This is a genomic window from Epilithonimonas tenax DSM 16811 (genome assembly GCF_000428485.1).
Classification (GTDB): Bacteria; Bacteroidota; Bacteroidia; order Flavobacteriales; family Weeksellaceae; genus Epilithonimonas; species Epilithonimonas tenax.
The window spans coordinates 81,609-102,642 of record NZ_AUAA01000001.1; the positions used below are offsets into that span (position 1 = coordinate 81,609).

20 protein-coding genes are annotated in these 21,034 nt (G+C 39.4%); 5 read left to right on the forward strand and 15 right to left on the reverse strand.

Features of this window, described 5'->3' with window-relative positions; translation table 11 throughout:
* Nucleotides 1–14: 14 nt before the first annotated feature.
* Nucleotides 15–1,034 (reverse strand): WD40/YVTN/BNR-like repeat-containing protein, encoded by a 1,020-nt coding sequence (locus F564_RS0100355; RefSeq protein WP_028120836.1) that lies wholly within the window; start codon nucleotides 1,032–1,034, stop codon nucleotides 15–17.
* Nucleotides 1,035–1,359: 325 nt separating this feature from the next.
* Nucleotides 1,360–3,003: an APC family permease gene (locus tag F564_RS0100360; RefSeq protein ID WP_076605636.1), complete on the reverse strand. Its 1,644-nt coding sequence runs from the start codon at nucleotides 3,001–3,003 to the stop codon at nucleotides 1,360–1,362.
* A gap of 177 nt (nucleotides 3,004–3,180) precedes the next feature.
* Between F564_RS0100360 and pnuC the strand changes: the two genes are divergently transcribed.
* Nucleotides 3,181–3,843, forward strand: coding sequence for a nicotinamide riboside transporter PnuC (gene pnuC, locus F564_RS0100365; protein WP_028120838.1), 663 nt, complete (start codon nucleotides 3,181–3,183; stop codon nucleotides 3,841–3,843).
* Here pnuC and F564_RS0100370 read toward each other — a convergent pair.
* The 3 genes from F564_RS0100370 to F564_RS0100380 form a co-directional block, all read right to left on the reverse strand.
* On the reverse strand, nucleotides 3,829–4,065 hold the full coding sequence (locus tag F564_RS0100370; protein ID WP_028120839.1) for a hypothetical protein: 237 nt from the start codon (nucleotides 4,063–4,065) through the stop codon (nucleotides 3,829–3,831). The genes pnuC and F564_RS0100370 overlap by 15 nt on opposite strands.
* 116 nt (nucleotides 4,066–4,181) lie before the next feature.
* Entirely contained in the window at nucleotides 4,182–4,610 is a 429-nt protein-coding gene (locus F564_RS0100375; RefSeq protein WP_028120840.1) for a DUF4268 domain-containing protein, read from the reverse strand.
* Between the two features lie 102 nt (nucleotides 4,611–4,712).
* Nucleotides 4,713–5,648, reverse strand: a complete 936-nt coding sequence (locus F564_RS0100380; protein WP_028120841.1) for an NAD(P)H-dependent flavin oxidoreductase — start codon at nucleotides 5,646–5,648, stop codon at nucleotides 4,713–4,715.
* A 302-nt stretch (nucleotides 5,649–5,950) separates the two neighbouring features.
* On the opposite strand from F564_RS0100380, the gene F564_RS0100385 reads away from it, so the two are divergent.
* Together F564_RS0100385 and F564_RS0100390 are read left to right on the forward strand one after the other, a co-directional pair.
* A complete protein-coding gene (locus F564_RS0100385; protein WP_028120842.1) occupies nucleotides 5,951–6,739 on the forward strand; it encodes a HipA family kinase in 789 nt (262 codons plus the stop codon).
* Entirely contained in the window at nucleotides 6,717–7,100 is a 384-nt protein-coding gene (locus F564_RS0100390; protein WP_028120843.1) for a DUF3037 domain-containing protein, read from the forward strand. Before F564_RS0100385 ends, F564_RS0100390 begins: the two co-directional genes overlap by 23 nt.
* Before the next feature lie 170 nt (nucleotides 7,101–7,270).
* Here F564_RS0100390 and F564_RS0100395 read toward each other — a convergent pair whose 3' ends face one another.
* Nucleotides 7,271–7,789, reverse strand: coding sequence for a GNAT family N-acetyltransferase (locus F564_RS0100395; protein WP_034980354.1), 519 nt, complete (start codon nucleotides 7,787–7,789; stop codon nucleotides 7,271–7,273).
* Nucleotides 7,790–7,864: 75 nt separating this feature from the next.
* Entirely contained in the window at nucleotides 7,865–8,908 is a 1,044-nt protein-coding gene (locus F564_RS21150) for a bifunctional transcriptional activator/DNA repair enzyme AdaA (RefSeq protein ID WP_028120845.1), read from the reverse strand.
* Nucleotides 8,909–9,048: 140 nt separating this feature from the next.
* Here F564_RS21150 and F564_RS0100405 point away from each other — a divergent pair, with 140 nt between their 5' ends.
* Entirely contained in the window at nucleotides 9,049–10,638 is a 1,590-nt protein-coding gene (locus F564_RS0100405; RefSeq protein ID WP_028120846.1) for a class I SAM-dependent methyltransferase, read from the forward strand.
* A 51-nt stretch (nucleotides 10,639–10,689) separates the two neighbouring features.
* On the opposite strand, the gene F564_RS0100410 is transcribed toward F564_RS0100405, so the two are convergent.
* The 5 genes from F564_RS0100410 to F564_RS0100430 all read right to left on the reverse strand — a co-directional run bounded on the left by F564_RS0100410 (nucleotide 10,690) and on the right by F564_RS0100430 (nucleotide 16,790).
* A complete protein-coding gene (locus tag F564_RS0100410; protein WP_028120847.1) occupies nucleotides 10,690–10,992 on the reverse strand; it encodes a hypothetical protein in 303 nt (100 codons plus the stop codon).
* Between the two features lie 85 nt (nucleotides 10,993–11,077).
* The gene (gene carB / locus F564_RS0100415; RefSeq protein ID WP_028120848.1) at nucleotides 11,078–14,257 is read right to left on the reverse strand and encodes a carbamoyl-phosphate synthase large subunit; all 3,180 of its coding nucleotides are present in this window, start codon (nucleotides 14,255–14,257) and stop codon (nucleotides 11,078–11,080) included.
* Between the two features lie 43 nt (nucleotides 14,258–14,300).
* The gene (locus F564_RS0100420) at nucleotides 14,301–14,663 is read right to left on the reverse strand and encodes a four helix bundle protein (RefSeq protein WP_028120849.1); all 363 of its coding nucleotides are present in this window, start codon (nucleotides 14,661–14,663) and stop codon (nucleotides 14,301–14,303) included.
* A gap of 28 nt (nucleotides 14,664–14,691) precedes the next feature.
* Nucleotides 14,692–15,774 (reverse strand): glutamine-hydrolyzing carbamoyl-phosphate synthase small subunit, encoded by a 1,083-nt coding sequence (gene carA / locus F564_RS0100425; RefSeq protein WP_028120850.1) that lies wholly within the window; start codon nucleotides 15,772–15,774, stop codon nucleotides 14,692–14,694.
* 113 nt (nucleotides 15,775–15,887) lie between these two features.
* Nucleotides 15,888–16,790: an aspartate carbamoyltransferase catalytic subunit gene (locus F564_RS0100430; RefSeq protein ID WP_028120851.1), complete on the reverse strand. Its 903-nt coding sequence runs from the start codon at nucleotides 16,788–16,790 to the stop codon at nucleotides 15,888–15,890.
* 450 nt (nucleotides 16,791–17,240) lie between these two features.
* On the opposite strand from F564_RS0100430, the gene F564_RS0100435 reads away from it, so the two are divergent.
* Entirely contained in the window at nucleotides 17,241–17,702 is a 462-nt protein-coding gene (locus tag F564_RS0100435; RefSeq protein WP_034980356.1) for an Lrp/AsnC family transcriptional regulator, read from the forward strand.
* 31 nt (nucleotides 17,703–17,733) lie between these two features.
* On the opposite strand, the gene argH is transcribed toward F564_RS0100435, so the two are convergent.
* The 3 genes from argH to argB form a co-directional block, all read right to left on the reverse strand.
* Nucleotides 17,734–19,038, reverse strand: coding sequence for an argininosuccinate lyase (gene argH / locus F564_RS0100440; protein WP_051259506.1), 1,305 nt, complete (start codon nucleotides 19,036–19,038; stop codon nucleotides 17,734–17,736).
* Nucleotides 19,039–19,127: 89 nt separating this feature from the next.
* Nucleotides 19,128–20,210 (reverse strand): M20 family metallo-hydrolase, encoded by a 1,083-nt coding sequence (locus F564_RS0100445; protein WP_028120854.1) that lies wholly within the window; start codon nucleotides 20,208–20,210, stop codon nucleotides 19,128–19,130.
* Nucleotides 20,185–20,976 (reverse strand): acetylglutamate kinase, encoded by a 792-nt coding sequence (argB, locus tag F564_RS0100450; protein WP_028120855.1) that lies wholly within the window; start codon nucleotides 20,974–20,976, stop codon nucleotides 20,185–20,187. Before argB ends, F564_RS0100445 begins: the two co-directional genes overlap by 26 nt.
* Nucleotides 20,977–21,034: the final 58 nt, after the last annotated feature.

Consider the following 21,034-nt stretch of genomic DNA (forward strand, 5'->3'; position numbering starts at 1 on the left):
TTTCTCTTTATTATTTATTGAAGGGTCAGTTTAATGATTTTATTTTTTCCAGCCAAGATCAATGTATTTTTATCTGCCCATTCGCAGGCGTAGAGATTTTTCTCGTCGGCGATTTTTGTCCAGGTTTTGCCGTAGTCTAAGGAGAAGCTGATGTGTTGATCGCCAACTGCTACGATCTCTTTTCCTTTGGTTTTGGGACGGAATTTGACGCAGGTCATATAGCCGGCATTTTGTCCGTTTGATTGGATCTGCCAGGTTTGTCCGCCATCGTTTGTGGTGGCGATGTTGTTGGTATTATCGGCTTGTTTGGTGTAATCGCCGCCGACTGCTATTCCAGCAGTATTGCTATAAAAATCGATGGAATAAATGCCTTGAGAGGATGTTCCTTGGATGAATGGTGTCTCGAAAACCTTCCAATCACAATCTTTGTATCTCATTCTATAAATTCTGGACTTCGATCCTCCTGTTGCAATCCAAATAGCATCACCAAAGCTTGCAATATTGGTATTACTGGCAGCAAAAGCAGCTTCACCTTTTTCTAGGTATGGGAAATCTTTACAATCGTTGCAGTGAACCCATTTTGCACCGCCATTTCGGGTCTGTGAAATATTGAGGCGTTGGTTTTCAGTAGGATCACTGAAAGCAATACCAAAGTCATTATCTACAAATTTGAAGGCGTCATAAAAAGCAGTGCTATCATTGTCATTAAAAACAATATTGAACTCTAAAGTTTTTTTATCGATTTGAAAAAAATAAGCAGGACTTTCGATATTGATGGCGTAAAAATTTTTATTATTTTGCGCTAAAGTCCTGAACTGTAATTTTTTATCAGAAAGTAAAATTTGTTTCTTATCAGCTTTATCTTTCATATTCACATATCCAAACTTGGAGTCTGTCCCGGCATACCAGACTTTCCCGTCCCAAAGTTGGATGGCTCGGATGCTGATTTTATCCGTCAGCAATGTCTCTATTTTGAATTTCTGAGAGTAACAGAATGTTGCGATTAAGAGGAAAAGGAAGCTTAGTTTTTTCATTTTATAAATTTAAATAAAGTTTGGAAAAGATGTGGAATTTTGTTGGATTCCTAGAGAGATTTGAAATGAAATTGAGACTTTTATCAGTTCAGCTTTGACAAAAGGTCATTTGAAACACAAAACACATAGCCCCGATAGTAGCGGCATCCTTTTTTGTTTTTGACCTGAATTTCAACTGAAAAACAAACCTCGAAAAAACAAAAAAGATATAGCGGATAGCGGGAATTGCTTCCAAAAAAAAAAAAAAAAATTAGCAATCGACGAAGTCAAACAGCTCCAAAAAAAAATTCCGCACGAGGCGGAATTTATAGTTTTATGAAAGATCTTAGTCTTTGTTGTCGATATTGACATCTACATCTTCCAAAGGCTGTTGTTCTGCTTTGAAAGTCTCGCCAAATCCACCGTTCTGCATCTTGGAGTTTTTCTTACTGTAAAGGAAGTAAATCACGAATCCTAAAGCCAGCCAAATCAAAGAATATTTCTGTGCTTCCGGACTTAGGTTGAAGATCAAATAAACGTTGATCAAAATCCCTAAAGTGGCAACAACCGGCAACATTGGAACTTTGAAGTTTCTTTGTAGATTCGGTTCTTTTTTTCTCAGGATCCAAACTGCGATACATACCATTGTAAAAGCGAATAAAGTCCCGAAACTGGTCATATGCGCCAAATCATTGATTGGTGTAAATGCTGCAACAACAGCAATCACGGCTCCCAGAATGTAAAGATTCTTTTTCGGAACGCCTGCTTCCGCATCGACTTTCGAAAAAGTAGAAGGAATCAAACCGTCTTTTGACATTCCCAAGAAAATTCTGGATTGTCCCATAATCATGACCATCAATACGGAAATCAAACCTACTGTGGCTGCAATCGTAATGATGTAACCAGCCCAAGCCTGCCCTGCAATATCAAAGGCGTAGGCAACTGGTGCTTTGATTGCGTCCGGATATTTACCCAGTGGATTGAAGTCTGTGTAATGCATCATTCCCGTCAAAACCAATGATACCAAAATGTACAGGACCGTACAAACCACCAATGAAGTGATGATGGCAAAGGGCACATCTTTTTTCGGGTTAATCGCCTCACCAGCTTGTGTGGAAACGGCATCGAAACCTACGTAAGCAAAGAAAATAGCGGCGGCTCCGGCAATAATACCTTGGTAACCATAGGCAGGATGCGAGACACCGTTTTCTGTAATTGTAGTTGCTGCAGGGATGAATGGTTTCCAATTTTCGATATTGATGAAAAAGACTCCGGCAACAATCACGAAAATGATAGCGGAAACTTTTAGGATGACAATGGCGTTATTTGCCTTTGCAGCTCCTTTTGTCCCTCTTACCAAAATTGAAATGACTAATAATACGATCACTAATGCGGGAAGGTTGAGGAATAATTTGATATTAAAAAGTTCAGGTGCTGCATTGAAGTTATTGATAGTTTCCTGAAATGCCTGTAATTTTTCTAATGGCAGGCCTCCGGCAGCAATCTGCGAAGTGGCTTCTCCAAAGGCTTTTTTGGCTGTCCCCGGGTCTGTTGTCATCCAATAAGGTAAATGCAGACCGAACATCTTAAGCAATTTCCCAAAATAACCCGACCAGGAAACAGCGACTGTCATAGAACCCATCGCATATTCCAAAATAAGTCCCCAACCGATAATCCAAGCGAAGATCTCGCCCACGGTTCCATAAGCATACGCGTAAGCTGAACCTTCTACAGGAAGTATTGATGCAAATTCTGCGTAGCAAAGCGCCGCAAAAACGCAAGCAATACCAGCCACCACAAATGAAAGTGCCAAAGCAGGGCCAGCGTTATAGTAAGCTCCTGTACCTGTTAAAACAAAAATACCACCTCCAATGATAGCACCAATTCCAATAGCCGTTAAACTCCATTTCCCCAATACACGTTTCAGCTGACTTTTTTTGATGTCGGCTTCGTACGCTTCCATTGGCTTCTTAATCCAAATGTTTGCCATAATCTAAATTTTTAATCCCCAGTATTAATGAGGCGCTTTTCTTTTGTTTGTTTGTTTTGAATTACGAAAATATTAAAAAAATATCAGCCTTAACATTTTTTAACTATTTTATTTTACTTATCTATGTTAATTCGTGATTTCGACACACTTTTCGACGCTAAATAATTATCTTTGAAAATGGATTTTTTACAAACACTCACTGCACAATACGCATCTTACGAGACTTATCTTATTATTTTTGAATCTGTTGCTGTATTTTTTGGTCTATTAAGTGTGTATTTTTCTATCAAACAGAATATCTGGGTTTATCCCACCGGTATCATTTCTACAGTCCTTTTCATATATATTACCTATCAATTTGGACTTTTGGGCGATATGATTATCAACTTTTATTACAGTGTGATGAGTATCTACGGTTGGATCCTATGGTCAAAAAATACGGAAGATGATGTTCATGTGGTGGTAAAAAAGGCAAGTTTTGATGAGTGGAAAATGGGCACTTTGCTGTTTGCAGCAAGTTTGATCTTCATCGGAATCATTTATTACTACAAACCTTTTACCGACAATGGATTTTCTATGGAAAAAGTCAAGTTGGGGCTTTACCATCTCGATTGGGCAAATTATACCGATATCATTACTGCATCCATGTTTTTTGTCGGAATGTATTTTATGGCAAAACGAAACATCGAGAACTGGATCTTCTGGATCGTTGCTGACATCATTTGTGTTCCGATGATGTTTCAAAAAGGATTGGCATTAACTGGACTCCAATATTTGATTTTCACTGCAATGGCCATTATCGGCTATGTGGAATGGAAAAAAAGCTTAGCTAAGTCCTGATAATTTATCAGCGTATTCTTTGGCAAATAGCTCTTTATCTGAATTTAATTTCTCCAAACTGGTCGGCAAAACATAGTGGAAAAGAGATTCGCTGTTATCATCTACAAATGTGATTTCTTTCTCTTCATCACCCATTAATTGTGCAAAAATATCCCACATCGATTCGCCTTTCAGTTTCAGTAATTCGAAGAAGTCGTTGGCTTTTATTGTGATTTTTTTCATTTTAAATATTGGTATTAAATTTAATTTGGGCAGCTTTTCCGCCTTCCACTCCCAATTTGTCACTCTGAGGCTCTCGAAGAGTCCGTTCAAGTCGGGCTGCGGCGTTTTGTTGTTTGTCAAACTGATTTTATAAAATCCTCGTATTCGTAATAGAACATTTCGAAGGCACTCATCTTTTCGACAAAAAAATCATACGTGTCTGGCCAGGTTTGTTTGTTGAAAATACTGATTCCGTGTTTTTCTACCCAGATCCTGCTGATGACTTTCCCATTGTCCAAAGTATAACACTCATCCATAAAAAATTCGCCCACCTCATCTCTCATCAAATGTTCCAAAGACTGAAACTTCTCGAAATAGGCATTCCTGAATAACTCGTCCTTCATCTCGATGTTGAGAGAAACCTCAGCTTTTTTATGATCTGCGGAAAATTTAAAAGAGAAATCCTTGATTTTTGTATCGTACAAAAGCCATTTTCTCGGAAATGCTTTTCCGAAAGCCGTCCAGAATTCAGTTTTAAGTTGTTGAGCTTCTTGTTTTGAAAACACGTTTTTAATGATAAATGGTGATCATTTCAATCTTGATAAGGCTGAGGATCTAGAAGCCTATCTTATGATTTTTTGACTCTTGGTTTATTCTCTTGTTTCTTCTTACAACGTCAGATCCACTTTGGCTTCGTTGAATTCTCTGATCAAATTTTCAAATACTTTTTCTACGGGAAGAATTTCATCGATCAATGCGGAAACCTGACCTATCTCCAGTTCGCCTTCCGTAAGATCACCTTCAAACATTCCCAGTTTTGCGCGCGCTCTTCCGAGCGTTTCTTTCAGGGCTTCCACATTTCTGCCAGACTCGTAAAGACTTTCCAGATCGTGGAAGAATTTGTTTTTGATTAATCGTACTGGTGCCAATTCTTTCAAAGTCAGTTGTGTGTCACCTTCTTTCAGTTCCACAATTTTATTTTTGAAGTTATCGTGTGAGCTTGCTTCAACTGTTGCTGCAAAACGGGAACCAATCTGTACGCCATCAGCACCCAAAATCATCGCTGCTTTCATCTGACTTCCAAGTCCAATGCCGCCTGCTGCAACTAATGGAATATCAATGTGTTTTTTGACATTCGGAATCAGGCAAAGCGTTGTCGTTTCTTCACGACCGTTGTGCCCACCCGCTTCAAAACCTTCTGCTACCACAGCATCTACTCCAGCGTCCTGACATTTCACAGCAAACTTGGCACTTGCGACAACGTGCGCTACTTTGATGCCTTCTTTCTTCAAAGTTTCAGTATAAGTTTTCGGATTGCCGGCAGAAGTAAAAACAATTTTCACGCCTTCTTCCAGAATAATATTGATAATTTCTTCGATGTTGGGATAAAGTAGCGCGATGTTGACACCAAAAGGCTTGTCTGTCGCTGCTTTACATTTCTGAATATTTTCTCTGAGAATATCCGGATACATACTTGCAGCGCCAATGAGTCCCAAGCCGCCATGGTTGGAAACCGCAGAAGCCAATTTCCATCCGGAATGCCAGATCATTCCGCCCTGGATGATGGGATATTTGATATTAAAAAGCTGGGTAATTCTGTTCATCTCTGATTGTTGTTTCTCGAATGATTTTTTGGCAAATCCAAAGTCTATGAAACTGGACATTGTTTTATTTTTTCCAAAAATAGGAAAAGTAAAACGATGCTGAAAGTTTTATATAATGACAAATCTCTCAACGCTGCGAAGCGCGCCCCGACCTGAGTGGAGCTCTTTTTGTGTTATTGCGATTGCTGAAAATTCCTACACATAGCAAATCGTCTATCGCAATGACAGAAAAAAGCGGGAACGGAGGGCGGATAAAGGCGCCCGAATAAAAATTATAACTTATTTTTACAAAAAATTACAAATTGGACTTATCCTTAAGAACAGTTACCGTCACTCGTTATATTTTGCCTCTGCGAGAAGGCGGATCTTTGCCGGCGTTGGCAGAGGCGGACGATGATTTCAAATATGTGCTCAAATTCCGAGGTGCCGGACACGGCGTGAAGGCTTTGATCTCCGAATTGATCGGTGGGAAAATAGCGCAGGTTTTGGGCTTCCGAATTCCGGAATTGGTGTTGGCCAATCTCTCGGTTGACTTTGGAAGAAGCGAGGCTGATGAGGAGATCCAGGATCTTCTGAAAGCCAGCTGTGGCCTGAATCTCGCTTTGCATTATCTTTCCGGCGCCATCACTTACGATCCGGGTGCTGTGAAAATTGATCCCAGACTGTCTTCCGAGATTGTTTGGCTGGATGCTTTCCTTACTAATATTGACCGTACTTTCCGAAATACCAATATGCTGATGTGGCACAAGGAATTGTGGCTGATAGACAACGGCGCATCGCTCTATTTCCACCATTCCTGGGACAACTGGGAGAACAATGCAGTAAGTCCTTTTACGATGATCAAGGATCACGTTCTGCTGCCGCAAGCGTCTGAACTGGATGCGGCGAATGACAAATTCAAAGCGATACTGACGGATGACGTTCTGAGAGCAATCGTGGAACTGCTCCCCGAAGACTGGTTGCAATGGAACGATACCGAACTGACGCCAGCCGAAATAAAAAATGTTTATTTCCAGTTCCTGATACTGAGACGCAATCATTCTGCTAATTTTTTAAATGAAGCCAAAAATGCAAGAGCAAAAGTTGTATGAGTATGCGGTGATCCGGCTGGTTCCAAGGCCGGAACGTGAAGAGTTCTTCAACGTAGGATTGATTTTGTTTTCGAAAAGAGAGAAATTTATCCAGGTGAAGATTCATCTTTGTAAGGAAAAATTCCGGGTGATCCAGTCCAAAATTGCATATGAAGATGTGAAAAAACACCTTGAATCTTTTGTCAATATTGCCAAGGGGGAAAAATCTGCTGGCTCTATTGCGCAACTAGAGATTCCTGAGAGATTCCGATGGTTGACGGCTGTGAAAAGTTCTATCATTCAGACTTCCCGCCCACATCCTGGTGCAAGTCTAGATTTGGAAAAAACCTTTGAGCGGTTGTTTGAGGAGTTGGTTTTGTGAAAACATTTTGAACGAAAAGATTCTGTGTAGAAAACCTCATATTTTTTTTTAATTGATTTTTGTTTACCCCAATCCTACAGGGAGCAAAAATCAATTAGAAATTTCATCGCAATTACTCCCTTTAGGGTTGGGGAAATAATTTTGATGAAATTTTAAACAGCCTCTAACTTCTAATAATTCTCTTTTTTAATTTCAAAAACTACATTCAATCGTTCTGGTTCGTAAGCATACGCCACATTCACTTCATTTGTTTTTTTTGCACCCAGTTTTTCCATGGCTTTTTGCGAACGGATGTTGTCTTTGCCAACGTGGAAATTCACTTGATCTAAGAATTGAAAGATGTAATCCAGCATTAGTTTTTTGACTTGAGGATTCAGTTTGGAACCCCAGAATTTGGTTCCGTAAAAAGTATAACCAATGAAGATGGAATTGTCTTCCGGATTGTAATCATAAAACCTGGTACTTCCCACGATTTCATCAGATTTTAGATTAATGATTTTGAAAGCGCCACCACTTTCCATCGCACCCAGAAAAAAATTCGCGAAGACTTCCTTTTTGTAACGGTCTCTGTTAGGATGCTGTTCCCAAACCAAAGGATCTGATGCGACGGAAAATAAAGCTTCAAAATCATTTTGATCCAAAGGACTAAGCTTTACTTTTTCGTTTTCGAGAGTGGGCTGAAGGTTCATTTGGTTGATGGTTGATGGTTGATGGTTGATGGTTCAAAATTAGAAAATATTGAGTAACAAAGTTAAAATTTTGAATTAAAAAAGTATCGCTTTCTCAAGTTCCAATAATTTCTGTTTTCGCCAGATTCCGCCGCCGTAACCGGTTAGAGTTCCGTTTGTTCCAATCACTCTGTGACAAGGGATAATGATGGATATTTTATTAAGTCCATTCGCATTGGCAACGGCTCTTACAGCTTTTGGATGCCCCAGAATATCGGCTTGTTGCTGATAACTTCTGGTTGTTCCATAAGGAATTGTTCTGAGAATCTCCCAAACGCTCTTCTGAAAATCTGTTCCAACCGGCGCAAGAGGAACGGTAAACGCCAGTCTTGTCCCTTCAAAATATTCACTTAATTCTTGTTCCAGAGTTTTGAAATGCCGATTATCACCCAGAATTATATTGGCTTTGAAATATTTTGAAATGTCTTGTAATTCTTTTGAAAGTGATTTTCTGTCAGAATATTCCAGCAAACAAACTCCTTCGGCATTGGCACAGGCAATCATCTGTCCTAGAGGTGTTTCGATTCTTTTGAGATCAACTATGGTCTCAAGTTTTGAATTTTTCGGAGATGTACCGATGATCGATTTGAAACTTTCGTTAAAACCACTCAGGCTTCCGTATCCGTTTCCCAGAGCAACATCCATCACATTCTCGCCCTGTTGAAGTTTCTTGAAGGCAGAATTGATCTTGAACATTCTTTGAAACGCGTGGAAAGTCATGCCGTGGTGTTTCAAAAACCAGCATTTTACTGTCGCAGGCTGCAATCCGCGCTGTATCAGATCAAGATCTTTGAATTTAAGTTCCGGATTCAGAGACAATTCATTCATTAATTCCTGAATTTCAGATGGCGTTTCGTTAGGATTCTCCAATGGTTTACAAACTTTGCAAGGCCGATAACCTTTCAGGATCGCGTCTTTTGTATTCTCAAAAAACTCAACATTTTCGGGTTTCGGTTTTCTTGCGGTACAAGTTGGTCGGCAGAAGATGCCCGTGGTTGTTACGCCCATCCAAAAGACACCTTCAAACTCCGGATCTTTCTGGAACGAGGCCTGATACATCTGTTCAAAGCTAATATTCATAATTGATAAATGATGGTTGATGAGTGATGACAAATTTAGCTGTTTTAGCAGCCAATCAACAACCGAAAAATGAACAGGTATTTTTTTATTAGATATTGCGGAAAAATATTAACTTCCAAAAACACAAAATCAACACTTATATGGATAAGAAAAAACTTCGGGAATCGATCTTCAGACATTTGGACGGCATCGTGACAGCGCCCGTTATCTCGGCTTTATCAAAGAAAAATGTATTAGATTTCATCAATGATAATAAGCGTTTAGAGCTTACTGCTATCCATGAAAAATTCCCTTCCAACGAAGGTTATCTGAATGTGGCGTTGCGGGTTTTAGCATCTCAGGGCTTTTTGGAATATCATCTGGACAATACAGCAGATATTGTCAGAATCTCCACTAATTCTAAAACCGAAGAAGCTTTTTCTTATCAACATCTGTATTGTGATCTAGCCGAGTTTTTAGCCGATTCAAACGTCATCAATTCCAAAGAACTCACCGAAGAACTTTGTAAAAAATGGATTGGAATCTTTGAAAAATTCAGATCATTTTTAAGTGAAAATACAGATGAAAAATCAGTCAGATACCAAATTCAAAAACACATCGAAGGCGCCTTAGTTGGTCCCATCATCATCAAACTGGGAATGAGCGGAATGTTTCACAAATACTTTATGGAAGCCAGTTTCAGTGCGGAAGAATTTCATAAAACCCCTCAATATTTTGAGATCATTCTTAATTACCTTTCAGAAATCGGTTGGTTTTCCAAAAAAGGACATCATTTTCAATTTACAGAAACAGGTCTTTTCTTTGCAAGACGCGCCACAGCTTATGGCGTAACGGTTTCCTATCTTCCGATGTTTTCAAAACTGGATCAATTGATTTTTGGTAAAGCAGCTGAACTTCGGGAAATCGAAGATGGTGAAGATGAAATCCACGTGAACCGGGAAATGAATGTATGGGGAAGCGGAGGCGCACATCTGACTTATTTCAAAGTGATTGATGAATTCATTATCGATATTTTCAACCGACCAATTAATGAGCAACCAAAGGGAATTTTGGATATGGGTTGCGGAAATGGTGCGCTACTCCAGCATCTTTATGAAGTGATTGAAAGGCAGACTTTGCGGGGACAATTCCTAGAAGAACATCCTTTATTTTTGGTTGGCGCAGATTACAATCAAGCGGCATTGAAAGTGACAAGAGCCAATCTCATTAAAAATGATATTTGGGCAAAAGTGATTTGGGGCGACATTGGAAATCCGAAACAACTTGCCGAAGATTTGCAATCCGATTACAATATCGAATTGGGAGATTTGCTGAATATCAGAACTTTCCTCGACCACAACAGGATTTGGGAAGATGTTTTGGAAACCAACAGCCAAAGAATCAGCACTTCAACTGGCGCATTTGCGTTTCGTGGAAAACGATTGTCCAACGCATGTGTGGAAGAAAATCTTTTGAATCATCTCAAGAAATGGACACCTTATGTCGAAAAATTCGGATTACTCTTGATAGAGCTTCACACACTTTCGCCAGAAATCACTTCAAAAAATCTTGGTTTGACGGCTTCAACTGCTTACGACGCCACACACGGATTTTCTGACCAATACATTCTGGAAGTGGATGTTTTTCACAGGATTTGCAAAGAATCCGGTTTGGAACCGGACATTAATCTGTTCAAGAAATTCCCGGATTCTGAGTTGGCCACTGTGAGTATCAATCTTTTGAAAAAGTAATATCCTGAAAAACCTCATCAGATTTGATGAGGTTTTTATGTATTCCAAAGCTTATTTTATGCTTTTGACAGTTATCATCCCTTTGTTTTCGTGGTACATCTTACACAAAATCTTGTCCTTTCTTTCTGTACATTCTTCTGTATCATCGTAAACTACTGATACTTTATCGCCGTCTTTTTTCTGTGCTAAGATATGGGCGTTACAAACCAGATAATCTTCATTTTCTGCCACTCGCACGTAAGTTCCGGTACAATCTCTTACAATGGTTCCCGTCTGTAATCTGTCGTGAACAGCTTTGCAGGATAAAAATGATAATGCGGAAATGGCTAGAATTAAAATGTTTGCTGCTTTCATAACTTGATATCTATTGTGAATTAAAGATATAAAATAAAAACGCATCCTAAAATTAAGATGCGTTCACTTTTATTTATTTTGGAAATTACATCGCTTCCATCTTAAAAGTCATACTTTCTATCACTTTCAAAATTGCTTCGACCGTGTCCATTGAGGTCAGACAAGGAACGCCGTTTTCTACGCTCATTCTTCTGATCTGGAAACCGTCTCTTTCTGCTTGCTTTCCCTTGGTAGTCGTGTTCACCACATATTGAACTTTTCCTTTTTGGATCAGATCGATCAGATTGACACTTTCTTCTCCTATTTTGTAACCAATTTTGGTCGGGATTCCTTTTTCTTCGAAATACTTCGCAGTTCCTTCCGTTGCCCAGATTCTGAAACCAATGGTATGGAATCTTCTGGCGATCTCAGCCGCTTCTTCTTTGTCCTGGTCTGCAACAGTGAATAAGATAGAACCGTGCGTCGGCACTTTTCTTCCTGCGCCGATCAGGCCTTTGTACAAAGCTTTTTCGAAAGTGGAATCTTTCCCCATCACTTCGCCCGTCGATTTCATTTCAGGACCTAGCTGGATGTCTACTTTCGTCAGTTTGCTGAAAGAGAAAACCGGAACTTTCACGAAAATGCCTTCTTTGTTTGGAATTAATCCTGATGTGTAACCAAGATCTTTCAGTTTTGCGCCGAGGATTGCTTTGGTTGCAAGATTCGCCATTGGAACATCCGTGATTTTGGATAAGAAAGGAACGGTTCTGGACGAACGCGGATTCACTTCTATCACAAAAACTTCGCCTTTGGAAATAACATATTGGATATTCATTAATCCTATCACATTCAATCCTTTAGCCAATCTTATTGTGTAATCCTCCAAAGTTTTGATTTGAATTTCCGTCAGATTTTGTGGCGGATACACTGCGATAGAATCTCCGGAATGGACACCAGCTCTTTCGATATGTTCCATAATTCCAGGAATGACAACCGTTTCGCCATCACAAATTGCATCCACTTCTACTTCCTGACCAGTCAGATATCGGTCGATCAAAACCGGCTGATCCGGGCTGGCTTCTACCGCATTTTCCATATAATAAGCGAGTTCCTTTTCGGTGTAAACAATTTCCATTGCTCTTCCGCCCAAAACATAACTTGGACGAACCAAAACCGGATAACCAATTTCGTTGGCAATCACAATCGCTTCTTCTTTTGAAGTCGAAGTTTTCCCCAATGGTTGCGGAATCCCCAGTTCCTGAAGTGCTTTCTCAAATTTATCTCTGTTTTCAGCTCTATCCAAATCTTCGAGTGAAGTTCCCAAGATTTGAACGCCGTGTGCTGCTAATTTATCTGCTAAATTAATGGCTGTCTGTCCTCCAAACTGAACCACAACGCCTTTTGGTTTTTCGAGTTCAATGATGTTCATCACGTCTTCCTCTGCCAAAGGTTCGAAGTATAATTTGTCCGCAATCGAGAAGTCTGTGGAAACCGTTTCAGGATTATTATTGATGATAATCGCCTCGTAACCCATCTGTTGGATTGCCCAAACCGAATGAACCGTTGCATAATCGAACTCAACACCCTGACCGATTCTGATTGGACCTGAACCTAGAACGATGATTTTTTCCTTGTCAGAAACCACGCTTTCATTTTCCTCTTCGTAAGTTCCGTAGAAATAAGGCGTTTCAGATTCAAATTCTGCGGCGCAAGTGTCCACCATTTTGTAAACTGGCATCACGCCGTTTTCTTTTCTAAAATTGAAAACTTCACGTTGAGTCGTTTCCCAAAGATGAGCGATATTCAAGTCTGCAAAACCTAATTTCTTAGCTTCAATTAGCGTTTCTTTATCGAATTTATTATCAGCTATTGTCTTTTCGAAATCAATTAATTTTTTGATTTTCCAGATGAAGAATTTATCGATTTTGCTCCATTCCACAATTTGTTCCCAATCATAACCTCTTCGTAAAGCGTCTCCGATAATGAACAATCTTTCGTCATCACAAACCCGGATTCTTCTTTCAATTTCCTCGTCTGTAAGTGCCAAAGCTTGTTTTGTCTTTAATCCCAAATGACGAAGTCCGGTTTCTAGAGAACGAATCGCTTTGTGCAAAGACTCTTCGAAGTTTCTTCCGATGGCCATTACTTCGCCTGTAGCTTTCATTTGCGTTGACAATCTTCTGTCAGCCGTTTCAAACTTATCGAAAGGGAATCTTGGGAACTTGGTCACCACATAATCTAAAGCTGGCTCGAAACAAGCGTAAGAAGTTCCGGTTACAGGATTTTTGATTTCGTCAAGGGTCAATCCAACGGCAATTTTCGCTGCAATCTTCGCAATCGGATACCCCGTTGCTTTACTCGCCAAAGCCGATGAACGCGAAACTCTCGGATTTACTTCAATGATATAATATTGGTAAGAATGCGGGTCGAGAGCGAGCTGAACGTTACAGCCACCTTCGATCCCTAAAGCCCGGATTATTTTGAGTGATGCATTTCTCAGCATCTGATATTCTCTGTCAGAAAGTGTCTGCGAAGGAGCCACCACGATGGAATCTCCCGTGTGAACACCAACCGGATCGATGTTTTCCATATTACAAACCACGATGGCGTTGTCGTTTTTGTCACGCATCACTTCATATTCTATCTCTTTGAAACCTGCGATGGATTTCTCAATCAGACATTGCGTCACTGGAGAATACTTCAATCCCAATTCGGCAATTTCACGAAGTTCAGGTTCTGTGGCAGCTATTCCGCCCCCTGTTCCACCCATTGTAAAAGCGGGACGAACAATCACCGGATAACCGATTCTGTCAGCAAAAGCGACCGCGCCTTCAACGGTCGTTACGATGTCGGAATCTGGAACCGGCTCGTTCAATTCGTGCATCAATTCACGGAAAAGGTCTCTGTCTTCAGCTTGGTTGATGGCGTCTAATTTGGTTCCTAAAACTTCAACTTTACATTCCTCCAGAATTCCGGATTTCTGTAATTCTACCGCCATATTAAGTCCGGTTTGTCCACCTAACGTTGGCAGCAAAGCATCCGGACGTTCTTTTCTGATGATTCTGGAAACAAATTCCAGAGAAATCGGTTCGATATAAACTTTGTCGGCAATCTCCTTGTCGGTCATTATCGTCGCCGGATTGGAATTGATAAGAATCACGCTGTAACCTTCCTCTCTCAAGGAAAGACAAGCCTGTGTTCCCGAATAATCAAATTCCGCAGCCTGGCCAATGATGATGGGACCTGAGCCGATTACTAAAATTGTTTTTATGTCTGTTCTTTTCATTTTAACTAATATAACAATGTATAAATTTAACAGTGTAACAATGTTACGAGCCGTTTTCTTTTGATAGACTTGTACTTAATATTTTATAAATTATTTTTCCTATTTCAATTATTTGCAATTCCAAATTTTCATCAAAAGGATAATTAGGAGAATGTTTACAGAGATATAGCCAGTATTTTGTTTCTTCAAGTTCTTTCGCTGCAATTTTTATTTTATGAATAAAATCTTTTTTGCTGTACGGATTTTGTGCTTCAAAAGAATTAGCACCGATACTAGTTCCTGAACGCAACAATTGTTTGGCGATTACATATTTCTTTTTCTCTACCAAAAGTTCACAATAATCAATAATATCTAATGAAAATTTTACTGTTTTTGTGATTAAAGGATTATTCTCAAAATTTATCATTTGAGTAATTTATTGAATTGATTAATTGTTAAACTGTTACATTCTTAAATTGATACATTAAATCTATAAAATCATCAAACAAATAATTCGCATCCTCTGGTCCTGGACTTGCCTCAGGGTGGTATTGAACTGAGAAACAAGGATGGATTTTGTGTTTCAAACCTTCGTTGGTTCTGTCGTTCAATGCGATGTGTGTTTCTATTAAATCTGTGTCTTTCAATGATTCCTGGTCGATGGCGTAACCGTGATTCTGAGAAGTTATGGCCACTTTATTTTTTTCTAAATCCAAAACCGGGTGATTCCCACCTCTGTGACCGAATTTCAGTTTGTAAGTTTTTGCGCCACAAGCCAAACCAATCAATTGATGACCCAAACAAATCCCAAAAATCGGTACTTTTCCGAGCAATCCATTAATTAATTCTGATGCACCTTTCACATCTTCCGGGTCGCCGGGACCGTTGGAAAGCATGATGCCGTCTGGGTCCATCAATAAAATCTCTTCTGCAGTTGTATCCTGAGAAACCACGATGATGTCGCAATTTCTTTGAGATAATTCGCGGATGATTCCCAACTTGGAACCGAAATCGACCAACACCACTTTGAAGCCTCTTCCCGGACTTGCGTAAGCGGTTTTTGTGGAAACCTGTTCTACTTGGTTAATAGGAAAATTGGTTACTTTCAATTCTTCAACCACAGAATTTTCGTCCGTTTCTGCGTTTACGATTTTTCCTTTTACAACCCCTTTGTTACGAAGGATTCTGGTCAATCTTCTGGTATCGATTCCTGAAATTCCTGATAGATTTTTCTTGATAAAAAATTCGTCCAAAGTCATTTGAGTTCGGAAATTGGAAGGCAAGTCGCATAATTCTTTGACGATTAAACCTTTGATTGCAGGTTCGATGCTTTCGTAATCGTCGCGGTTGATGCCGTAATTTCCTATCAAAGGATAGGTCATACAAACGATTTGTCCGCAATAACTTGGGTCGGAAATCAGTTCCTGATAACCCGTCATTCCTGTGTTGAAAACCACTTCACCTGCAGTTTCCTGTTCTGCTCCGAATCCTACGCCATTGAATACTTCTCCGGATTCTAAAATTAATTTCTTTTTCATTTTACTTTTTATAGATTAAAGAATTAAGATTTCTTGCGTCTTTTTTCTTTGTTCTTGTTTCTGTATTTCATTTTTACTCAAAAAAAACACGCCCGAAAAGCGTGAATTAATTTTTAATTTTGGGAGTCGACAAACTCGAATCCTTTATTCTCAAGGTCGAATTTCAGAATCGCCATTCTTGCAAAAACGCCGTTCTGCATTTGTTTGAAAATTCTGGACCTTTCACATTCTACCAATTCCGAATCTATTTCTACACCTCTATTGATTGGTGCCGGATGCATAATGATGGCACCTGGTTTCATTTTCTTTTCTCTTTCCTTAGTCAAACCGAATTTCTTCAGATAATCTTCGGATTTAAAATTGAAAGTTCTCTCGTGACGCTCGTGCTGAATTCTTAATAACATCAAAACATCCACTTCTTTCACCAAATCATCGAACTGCATATACGTTCCGTTGACCAACATTCCTTCGTCAAACCAGAATTCTGGGCCAGAGAAGTAGACTTTTGCGCCCATTCTTCTGAACAACCCTGCGCCTGAATTGGCCACGCGGCTGTGTTTCACATCACCTACAATTCCAATCTTCAAACCCGCAATCTTTCCGAATTCTTGAATGATGGTCAGCGCGTCCAAAAGTGCCTGTGAAGGATGACTTCCAACGCCGTCGCCTGCATTCACGATACTCAACTTAGCATCTTGAAGCTGATCGTAATATCTTTTTTCAGAATGTCTGATAACAGCCACTTCCACACCGATAGCTTCCAAAGTTTTGATCGTATCAAGCATCGTTTCGCCTTTTGCAATCGAACTTTTATCGACTTCGAAATCAATCACCTGAAGTCCGAGTTTCTTCTCAGCCACTTCAAAGCTTGTTTTGGTTCTTGTACTATTCTCAAAAAAGAGGTTTGCGGCGAAAACATCACCTTTAATTTTGCTGACTTTACCATCTGCAAACCTTTGTGCTTCCTGTAAAATTTTCTCTATACTCTCCGTAGAGACGCGTGCAAGCTTAATCATATCTGAAATTTTTAAATAAAAAAAACGAAGCCTAAAAGACTTCGTTAAATATAAAAAATATTGTTGTTGTCGGCAAATTTGCCAAACATTAATGTCGCTAAATTCTGTACCAGATTCATTGGGTGCAAAGATACCAATATTTTCTATATGATGAAATCTTATTCATACTTTTTTTAATAGATAGCTTATAGCAATTGGCTTTTGGCCATTGGCATTCCATTCTATACTTTAAGTTTAAGAAACTTCGAACTTACAAAATTGTATAAATAAACTATTGTAAATATTTAAATCAATGAACTTCTGCGCTTATAATTTCTCCAGTCAAATATTTTCTTTACATTTGAAAGATTGACAAGTACTTGAAACAATTTAAACATATATTTTTAACTATTAAAGCATTGCTTTTTAAGCCAATCGCTAAAAGCTAATTGCTATCAGCCATTTAATATTATGAGTTTGGACAAAAAAGACAAATTAATTCTCTCGCTTCTTCAGGAAGATTCTACGCTATCGGTAAAGGAAATCTCCGAAAAAATAGGACTCACATTCACGCCGACTTACGAGCGTATCAAAAACCTTGAAAAAAGTGGCGTCGTAGAAAAATATGTCGCCCTACTCAACCGTGAAAAACTCGGAATCAATATTGTGGTTTACTGTAATGTCCGTCTCAAAGAACAATCTCAAAATACACTTAAAGATTTTGAAAATTACATCTCAAAATACGATGAAGTCCAGGAAATCACGAGTCTTTCCGGCGAATATGATTATCAATTGAAAATCCTCGCCAATGATATTTATTCTTATAACAACTTCGCTGTCAATGTCATCTCAAACAGTCCGCACATTGGGCAATATCACAGTTCTATTGTTTTGGCTGAAGTGAAAAAATCTACCAAGTTTAAGCTGGATTAAAATCATTTCCCCGACCTTAATGGGAGTGATTTTATCCTAATAATTTATCTCTGACTTTATTGAATTGATATTCGATTTCATCGAGGCAAAGATTTCCCAAACTTCCTTGATGAGAATGATTCAGTTCTTTATAATTGTATTCAAACAAACCATTTTCTATTTCCTGACCGATTTGGATATAGGCATCTCGGAATGATTTTCCATTCTTCACTTCTTCGTTGATTTTTTCTACGCTGAAGATGTATTGGTATTTTTCATCGTCGAGAATAAGGTCTTTCACTTCAATGTTTGGAAGCGTATAAATCAGGATTTCAAGACATTCTTTCAAAGAATCGATGGCTGGGAAAAGGATTTCTTTGGTCAATTGCAAATCTCTGTGATAGCCAGACGGCAGATTATTGGTCACCATCATCAACTCATTTGGCAAAGCCTGAATTCTGTTGCATCTCGCTCTTACCAATTCGAAAATATCCGGATTTTTCTTGTGTGGCATAATGCTACTTCCAGTTGTAAATTCCTTTGGAAAGCTTATGAAATCGAAATTCTGACTCAGATAAAGACAAACATCATAAGAAAACTTACTTAAAGTTCCAGCTAAAACCGACAATGAATTCGCCAACAATTTCTCGGATTTTCCACGCGTCATTTGGGCATAAACCACATTATGATTCAACGTTCTGAAACCGAGTTTGTAAGTCGTACTTTCTCTGTCAATCGGGAAAGACGAACCGTAACCAGCAGCCGAACCGAGCGGATTTTTATTAATGATATTCTTCGTTGCAAACAACAATTCCAAATCGTCAACTAATGATTCTGCATACGCACCAAACCACAATCCGAAAGACGACGGCATCGCGACCTGCAAATGCGTGTAACCAGGCAGCAAAACATCTTTGTGAAGATTGGCTTTGTCTTTCAGGATTTGAAAAAACGAATCGGTCAGTTCTGTAATTTCTCTGATTTCGTCAATCAGATATAACTTGATATCCGTCAAAACCTGGTCGTTTCTTGACCTTGCGGTGTGGATTTTCTTACCCGTTTCACCCAGTTTTTCGATGAGAATATTTTCAATTTGGGAATGGATGTCTTCTGCGGTTTTATCGATTTCGAAAGTTTCTTTTTCGATTTCCGAAAGAACGTCTTCCAAAACTGCGACAATAGTTTGTTCTTCATCCAGACGGATCAAACCCACTTCTGCCAGCATTTTTGCGTGGACGATGGAACCCAACACATCGTATTTTGCTAATCTGTCGTCAAAATCAAGGTCTTTCCCGACGGTGAATTTGGTAACCAAACCATTGGTTGTCGTATTGTCTTTTTGCCAGATTTTTTTCATTTTAATAATTTTTAGAAATTAGATTTCAGAGGTTAGAAGTTAGATTACAATTGGTTTTCTAATATCTAATTTCTCAATTCTACCTTCTGTTAAAGAACTTTCTCTAATATTTTGATGTAAACATCGATGCCTTCTCGGATTTCGTCGATGTAAATAAATTCGTCTGCGGTGTGCGAACGTAGGCTGTCACCCGGTCCCAACTTCACCGATGTGCACGGAATAATCGCTTGGTCCGAGGATGTCGGCGAACCGTAAGATGTCCTGTCCAAAGACAATCCAGCCTGAACAAAGGGATGGTTAACGTCGATTTTCGAGGAGTTTAAGCGGAACGACCTCGGTGTCAGTTTGGATTTCATCTGCGATTGGATGATTTCAAAAACTTCCCGATTCGTGTATTCGTCAGTCACGCGGACATCCAATGTGAAGTTGCATTTTTCCGGAACCACATTGTGCTGCGTTCCTGCGTTGATTACTGACAACGTGACTTTTACTTCGCCCAGATATTCTGACACTTTTGGAAATCGGAAATCGAGGATGTTTTGCAAATCCTTCATACACTTTACAATCGCGTTGTCATCGTTCGGATGCGCAGCATGGGAAGGCGTTCCCAACATTTCGCCATCGATGACGAGCAAACCTTTTTCTGCAATCGCCAGATTCATTTTGGTTGGTTCACCGACGATTGCTAATTCGACGTTCGGAAGCTGTGGAAACAAGGCTTCGATGCCATCCAAACCTGAGATTTCTTCTTCGGCCGTCAATGCAATAACGAGGTTGTGCGACAGATCTTCGGCTTCATAAAAATAGAGAAATGTCTGCGCCATCGCCACCAGAGATGCGCCCGCGTCATTGCTTCCCAAACCGAATAATTTGCCGTCTTTTTCCACCGGAATGAATGGGTCCAAAGTATAAGCTTTGTTCGGTTTTACCGTGTCGTGGTGCGTGTTGAGGAGAATCGATGGTTTGCCAGCGTCAAAATGTCTGTTGGTTGCCCAAATGTTATTTTTGAATCGGTTGACAGTCAACTGATGTTCATTGAAAAATCCTTCTATGATGAGCGAAACGTTGTACTCGTCGCGGCTCATAGATGGTGTTGCGATCAGTTTTTTCAGTAATTTGACGGCGTTTTCCGTCAATTCTTCTCTGCTAAAGACAGATTTCAGTTCCTTCATTACCTTGTTTTATTTGGTCTGACAGTTTTTTCTCGTTAATCAAAAACACTTTCTGAACGCCGTTTTCTTTGGCTTTAAAAGCATTTTCGAGTTTTGGCAAAATCCCTTTGTGGAGTTTTCCTTGAGATTTTAATTCAGAAAATTCATTTTTATTAATGGTTTTAAGATTTGAAGTTTCGTCTTCTACATTTTCCAAAACCCCGTTTTTATCGAAGCAGAACAACAATTCTGTCTCGAAATTTTTTGATAAAGCCTGGGCAACAGTTCCGGCAATCGTGTCTGCGTTGGTGTTTAACAGATTTCCTTTTTTATCGTGAGTGATTGCAGAAAACACCGGAACCAAACCCAGGTTTATCATATTTGTAATCAATTCTTGATTGATACTTTTTTCATTAATATCACCAACAAATCCAAAATCGATGGATGGATGCTGACGTTTTTCGGCTTGAATTAAATTGCCGTCCGCTCCTGAAAACCCCATGGCGTTGCAATTGAAACTCTGCAGTTTTGCCACCAAATTTTTATTGATTCTTCCGGCGTAAACCATCGTTACGAGCTTCAACGTTTTTTTGTTGGTAATCCTTCGGCCATCAATCATCTTCTGCGTCATTTTCAGTTTTTCCGCCAGCGTTTCCGCAATTTTGCCACCGCCGTGAATAAGGATTTTGGCACCTTCGATTTTTGAAAATTGTTCAAGGAAAGCTTTCAATGATTTTTTGTCATCGATTAGAGCGCCTCCCATTTTGATGATGTGTAGCTTTTGCATTCTATTTTAACGCAAAGTGCGCAAAGTTTTTTTATTTAATTCGATGTTTTTAAGTTCG

Bases quoted from the DNA above. Each gene is read 5' to 3' on its own strand.
- F564_RS0100355 (WP_028120836.1), bottom strand. From the start codon at position 1,034: ATGAAAAAACTAAGCTTCCTTTTCCTCTTAATCGCAACATTCTGTTAC.
- F564_RS0100360 (WP_076605636.1), bottom strand. From the start codon at position 3,003: ATGGCAAACATTTGGATTAAGAAGCCAATGGAAGCGTACGAAGCCGAC.
- pnuC (WP_028120838.1), top strand. From the start codon at position 3,181: ATGGATTTTTTACAAACACTCACTGCACAATACGCATCTTACGAGACT.
- F564_RS0100370 (WP_028120839.1), bottom strand. From the start codon at position 4,065: ATGAAAAAAATCACAATAAAAGCCAACGACTTCTTCGAATTACTGAAA.
- F564_RS0100380 (WP_028120841.1), bottom strand. From the start codon at position 5,648: ATGAACAGAATTACCCAGCTTTTTAATATCAAATATCCCATCATCCAG.
- F564_RS0100390 (WP_028120843.1), top strand. From the start codon at position 6,717: ATGCAAGAGCAAAAGTTGTATGAGTATGCGGTGATCCGGCTGGTTCCA.
- F564_RS0100395 (WP_034980354.1), bottom strand. From the start codon at position 7,789: ATGAACCTTCAGCCCACTCTCGAAAACGAAAAAGTAAAGCTTAGTCCT.
- F564_RS21150 (WP_028120845.1), bottom strand. From the start codon at position 8,908: ATGAATATTAGCTTTGAACAGATGTATCAGGCCTCGTTCCAGAAAGAT.
- F564_RS0100405 (WP_028120846.1), top strand. From the start codon at position 9,049: ATGGATAAGAAAAAACTTCGGGAATCGATCTTCAGACATTTGGACGGC.
- F564_RS0100410 (WP_028120847.1), bottom strand. From the start codon at position 10,992: ATGAAAGCAGCAAACATTTTAATTCTAGCCATTTCCGCATTATCATTT.
- carB (WP_028120848.1), bottom strand. From the start codon at position 14,257: ATGAAAAGAACAGACATAAAAACAATTTTAGTAATCGGCTCAGGTCCC.
- F564_RS0100420 (WP_028120849.1), bottom strand. From the start codon at position 14,663: ATGATAAATTTTGAGAATAATCCTTTAATCACAAAAACAGTAAAATTT.
- carA (WP_028120850.1), bottom strand. From the start codon at position 15,774: ATGAAAAAGAAATTAATTTTAGAATCCGGAGAAGTATTCAATGGCGTA.
- F564_RS0100430 (WP_028120851.1), bottom strand. From the start codon at position 16,790: ATGATTAAGCTTGCACGCGTCTCTACGGAGAGTATAGAGAAAATTTTA.
- F564_RS0100435 (WP_034980356.1), top strand. From the start codon at position 17,241: ATGAGTTTGGACAAAAAAGACAAATTAATTCTCTCGCTTCTTCAGGAA.
- argH (WP_051259506.1), bottom strand. From the start codon at position 19,038: ATGAAAAAAATCTGGCAAAAAGACAATACGACAACCAATGGTTTGGTT.
- F564_RS0100445 (WP_028120854.1), bottom strand. From the start codon at position 20,210: ATGAAGGAACTGAAATCTGTCTTTAGCAGAGAAGAATTGACGGAAAAC.
- argB (WP_028120855.1), bottom strand. From the start codon at position 20,976: ATGCAAAAGCTACACATCATCAAAATGGGAGGCGCTCTAATCGATGAC.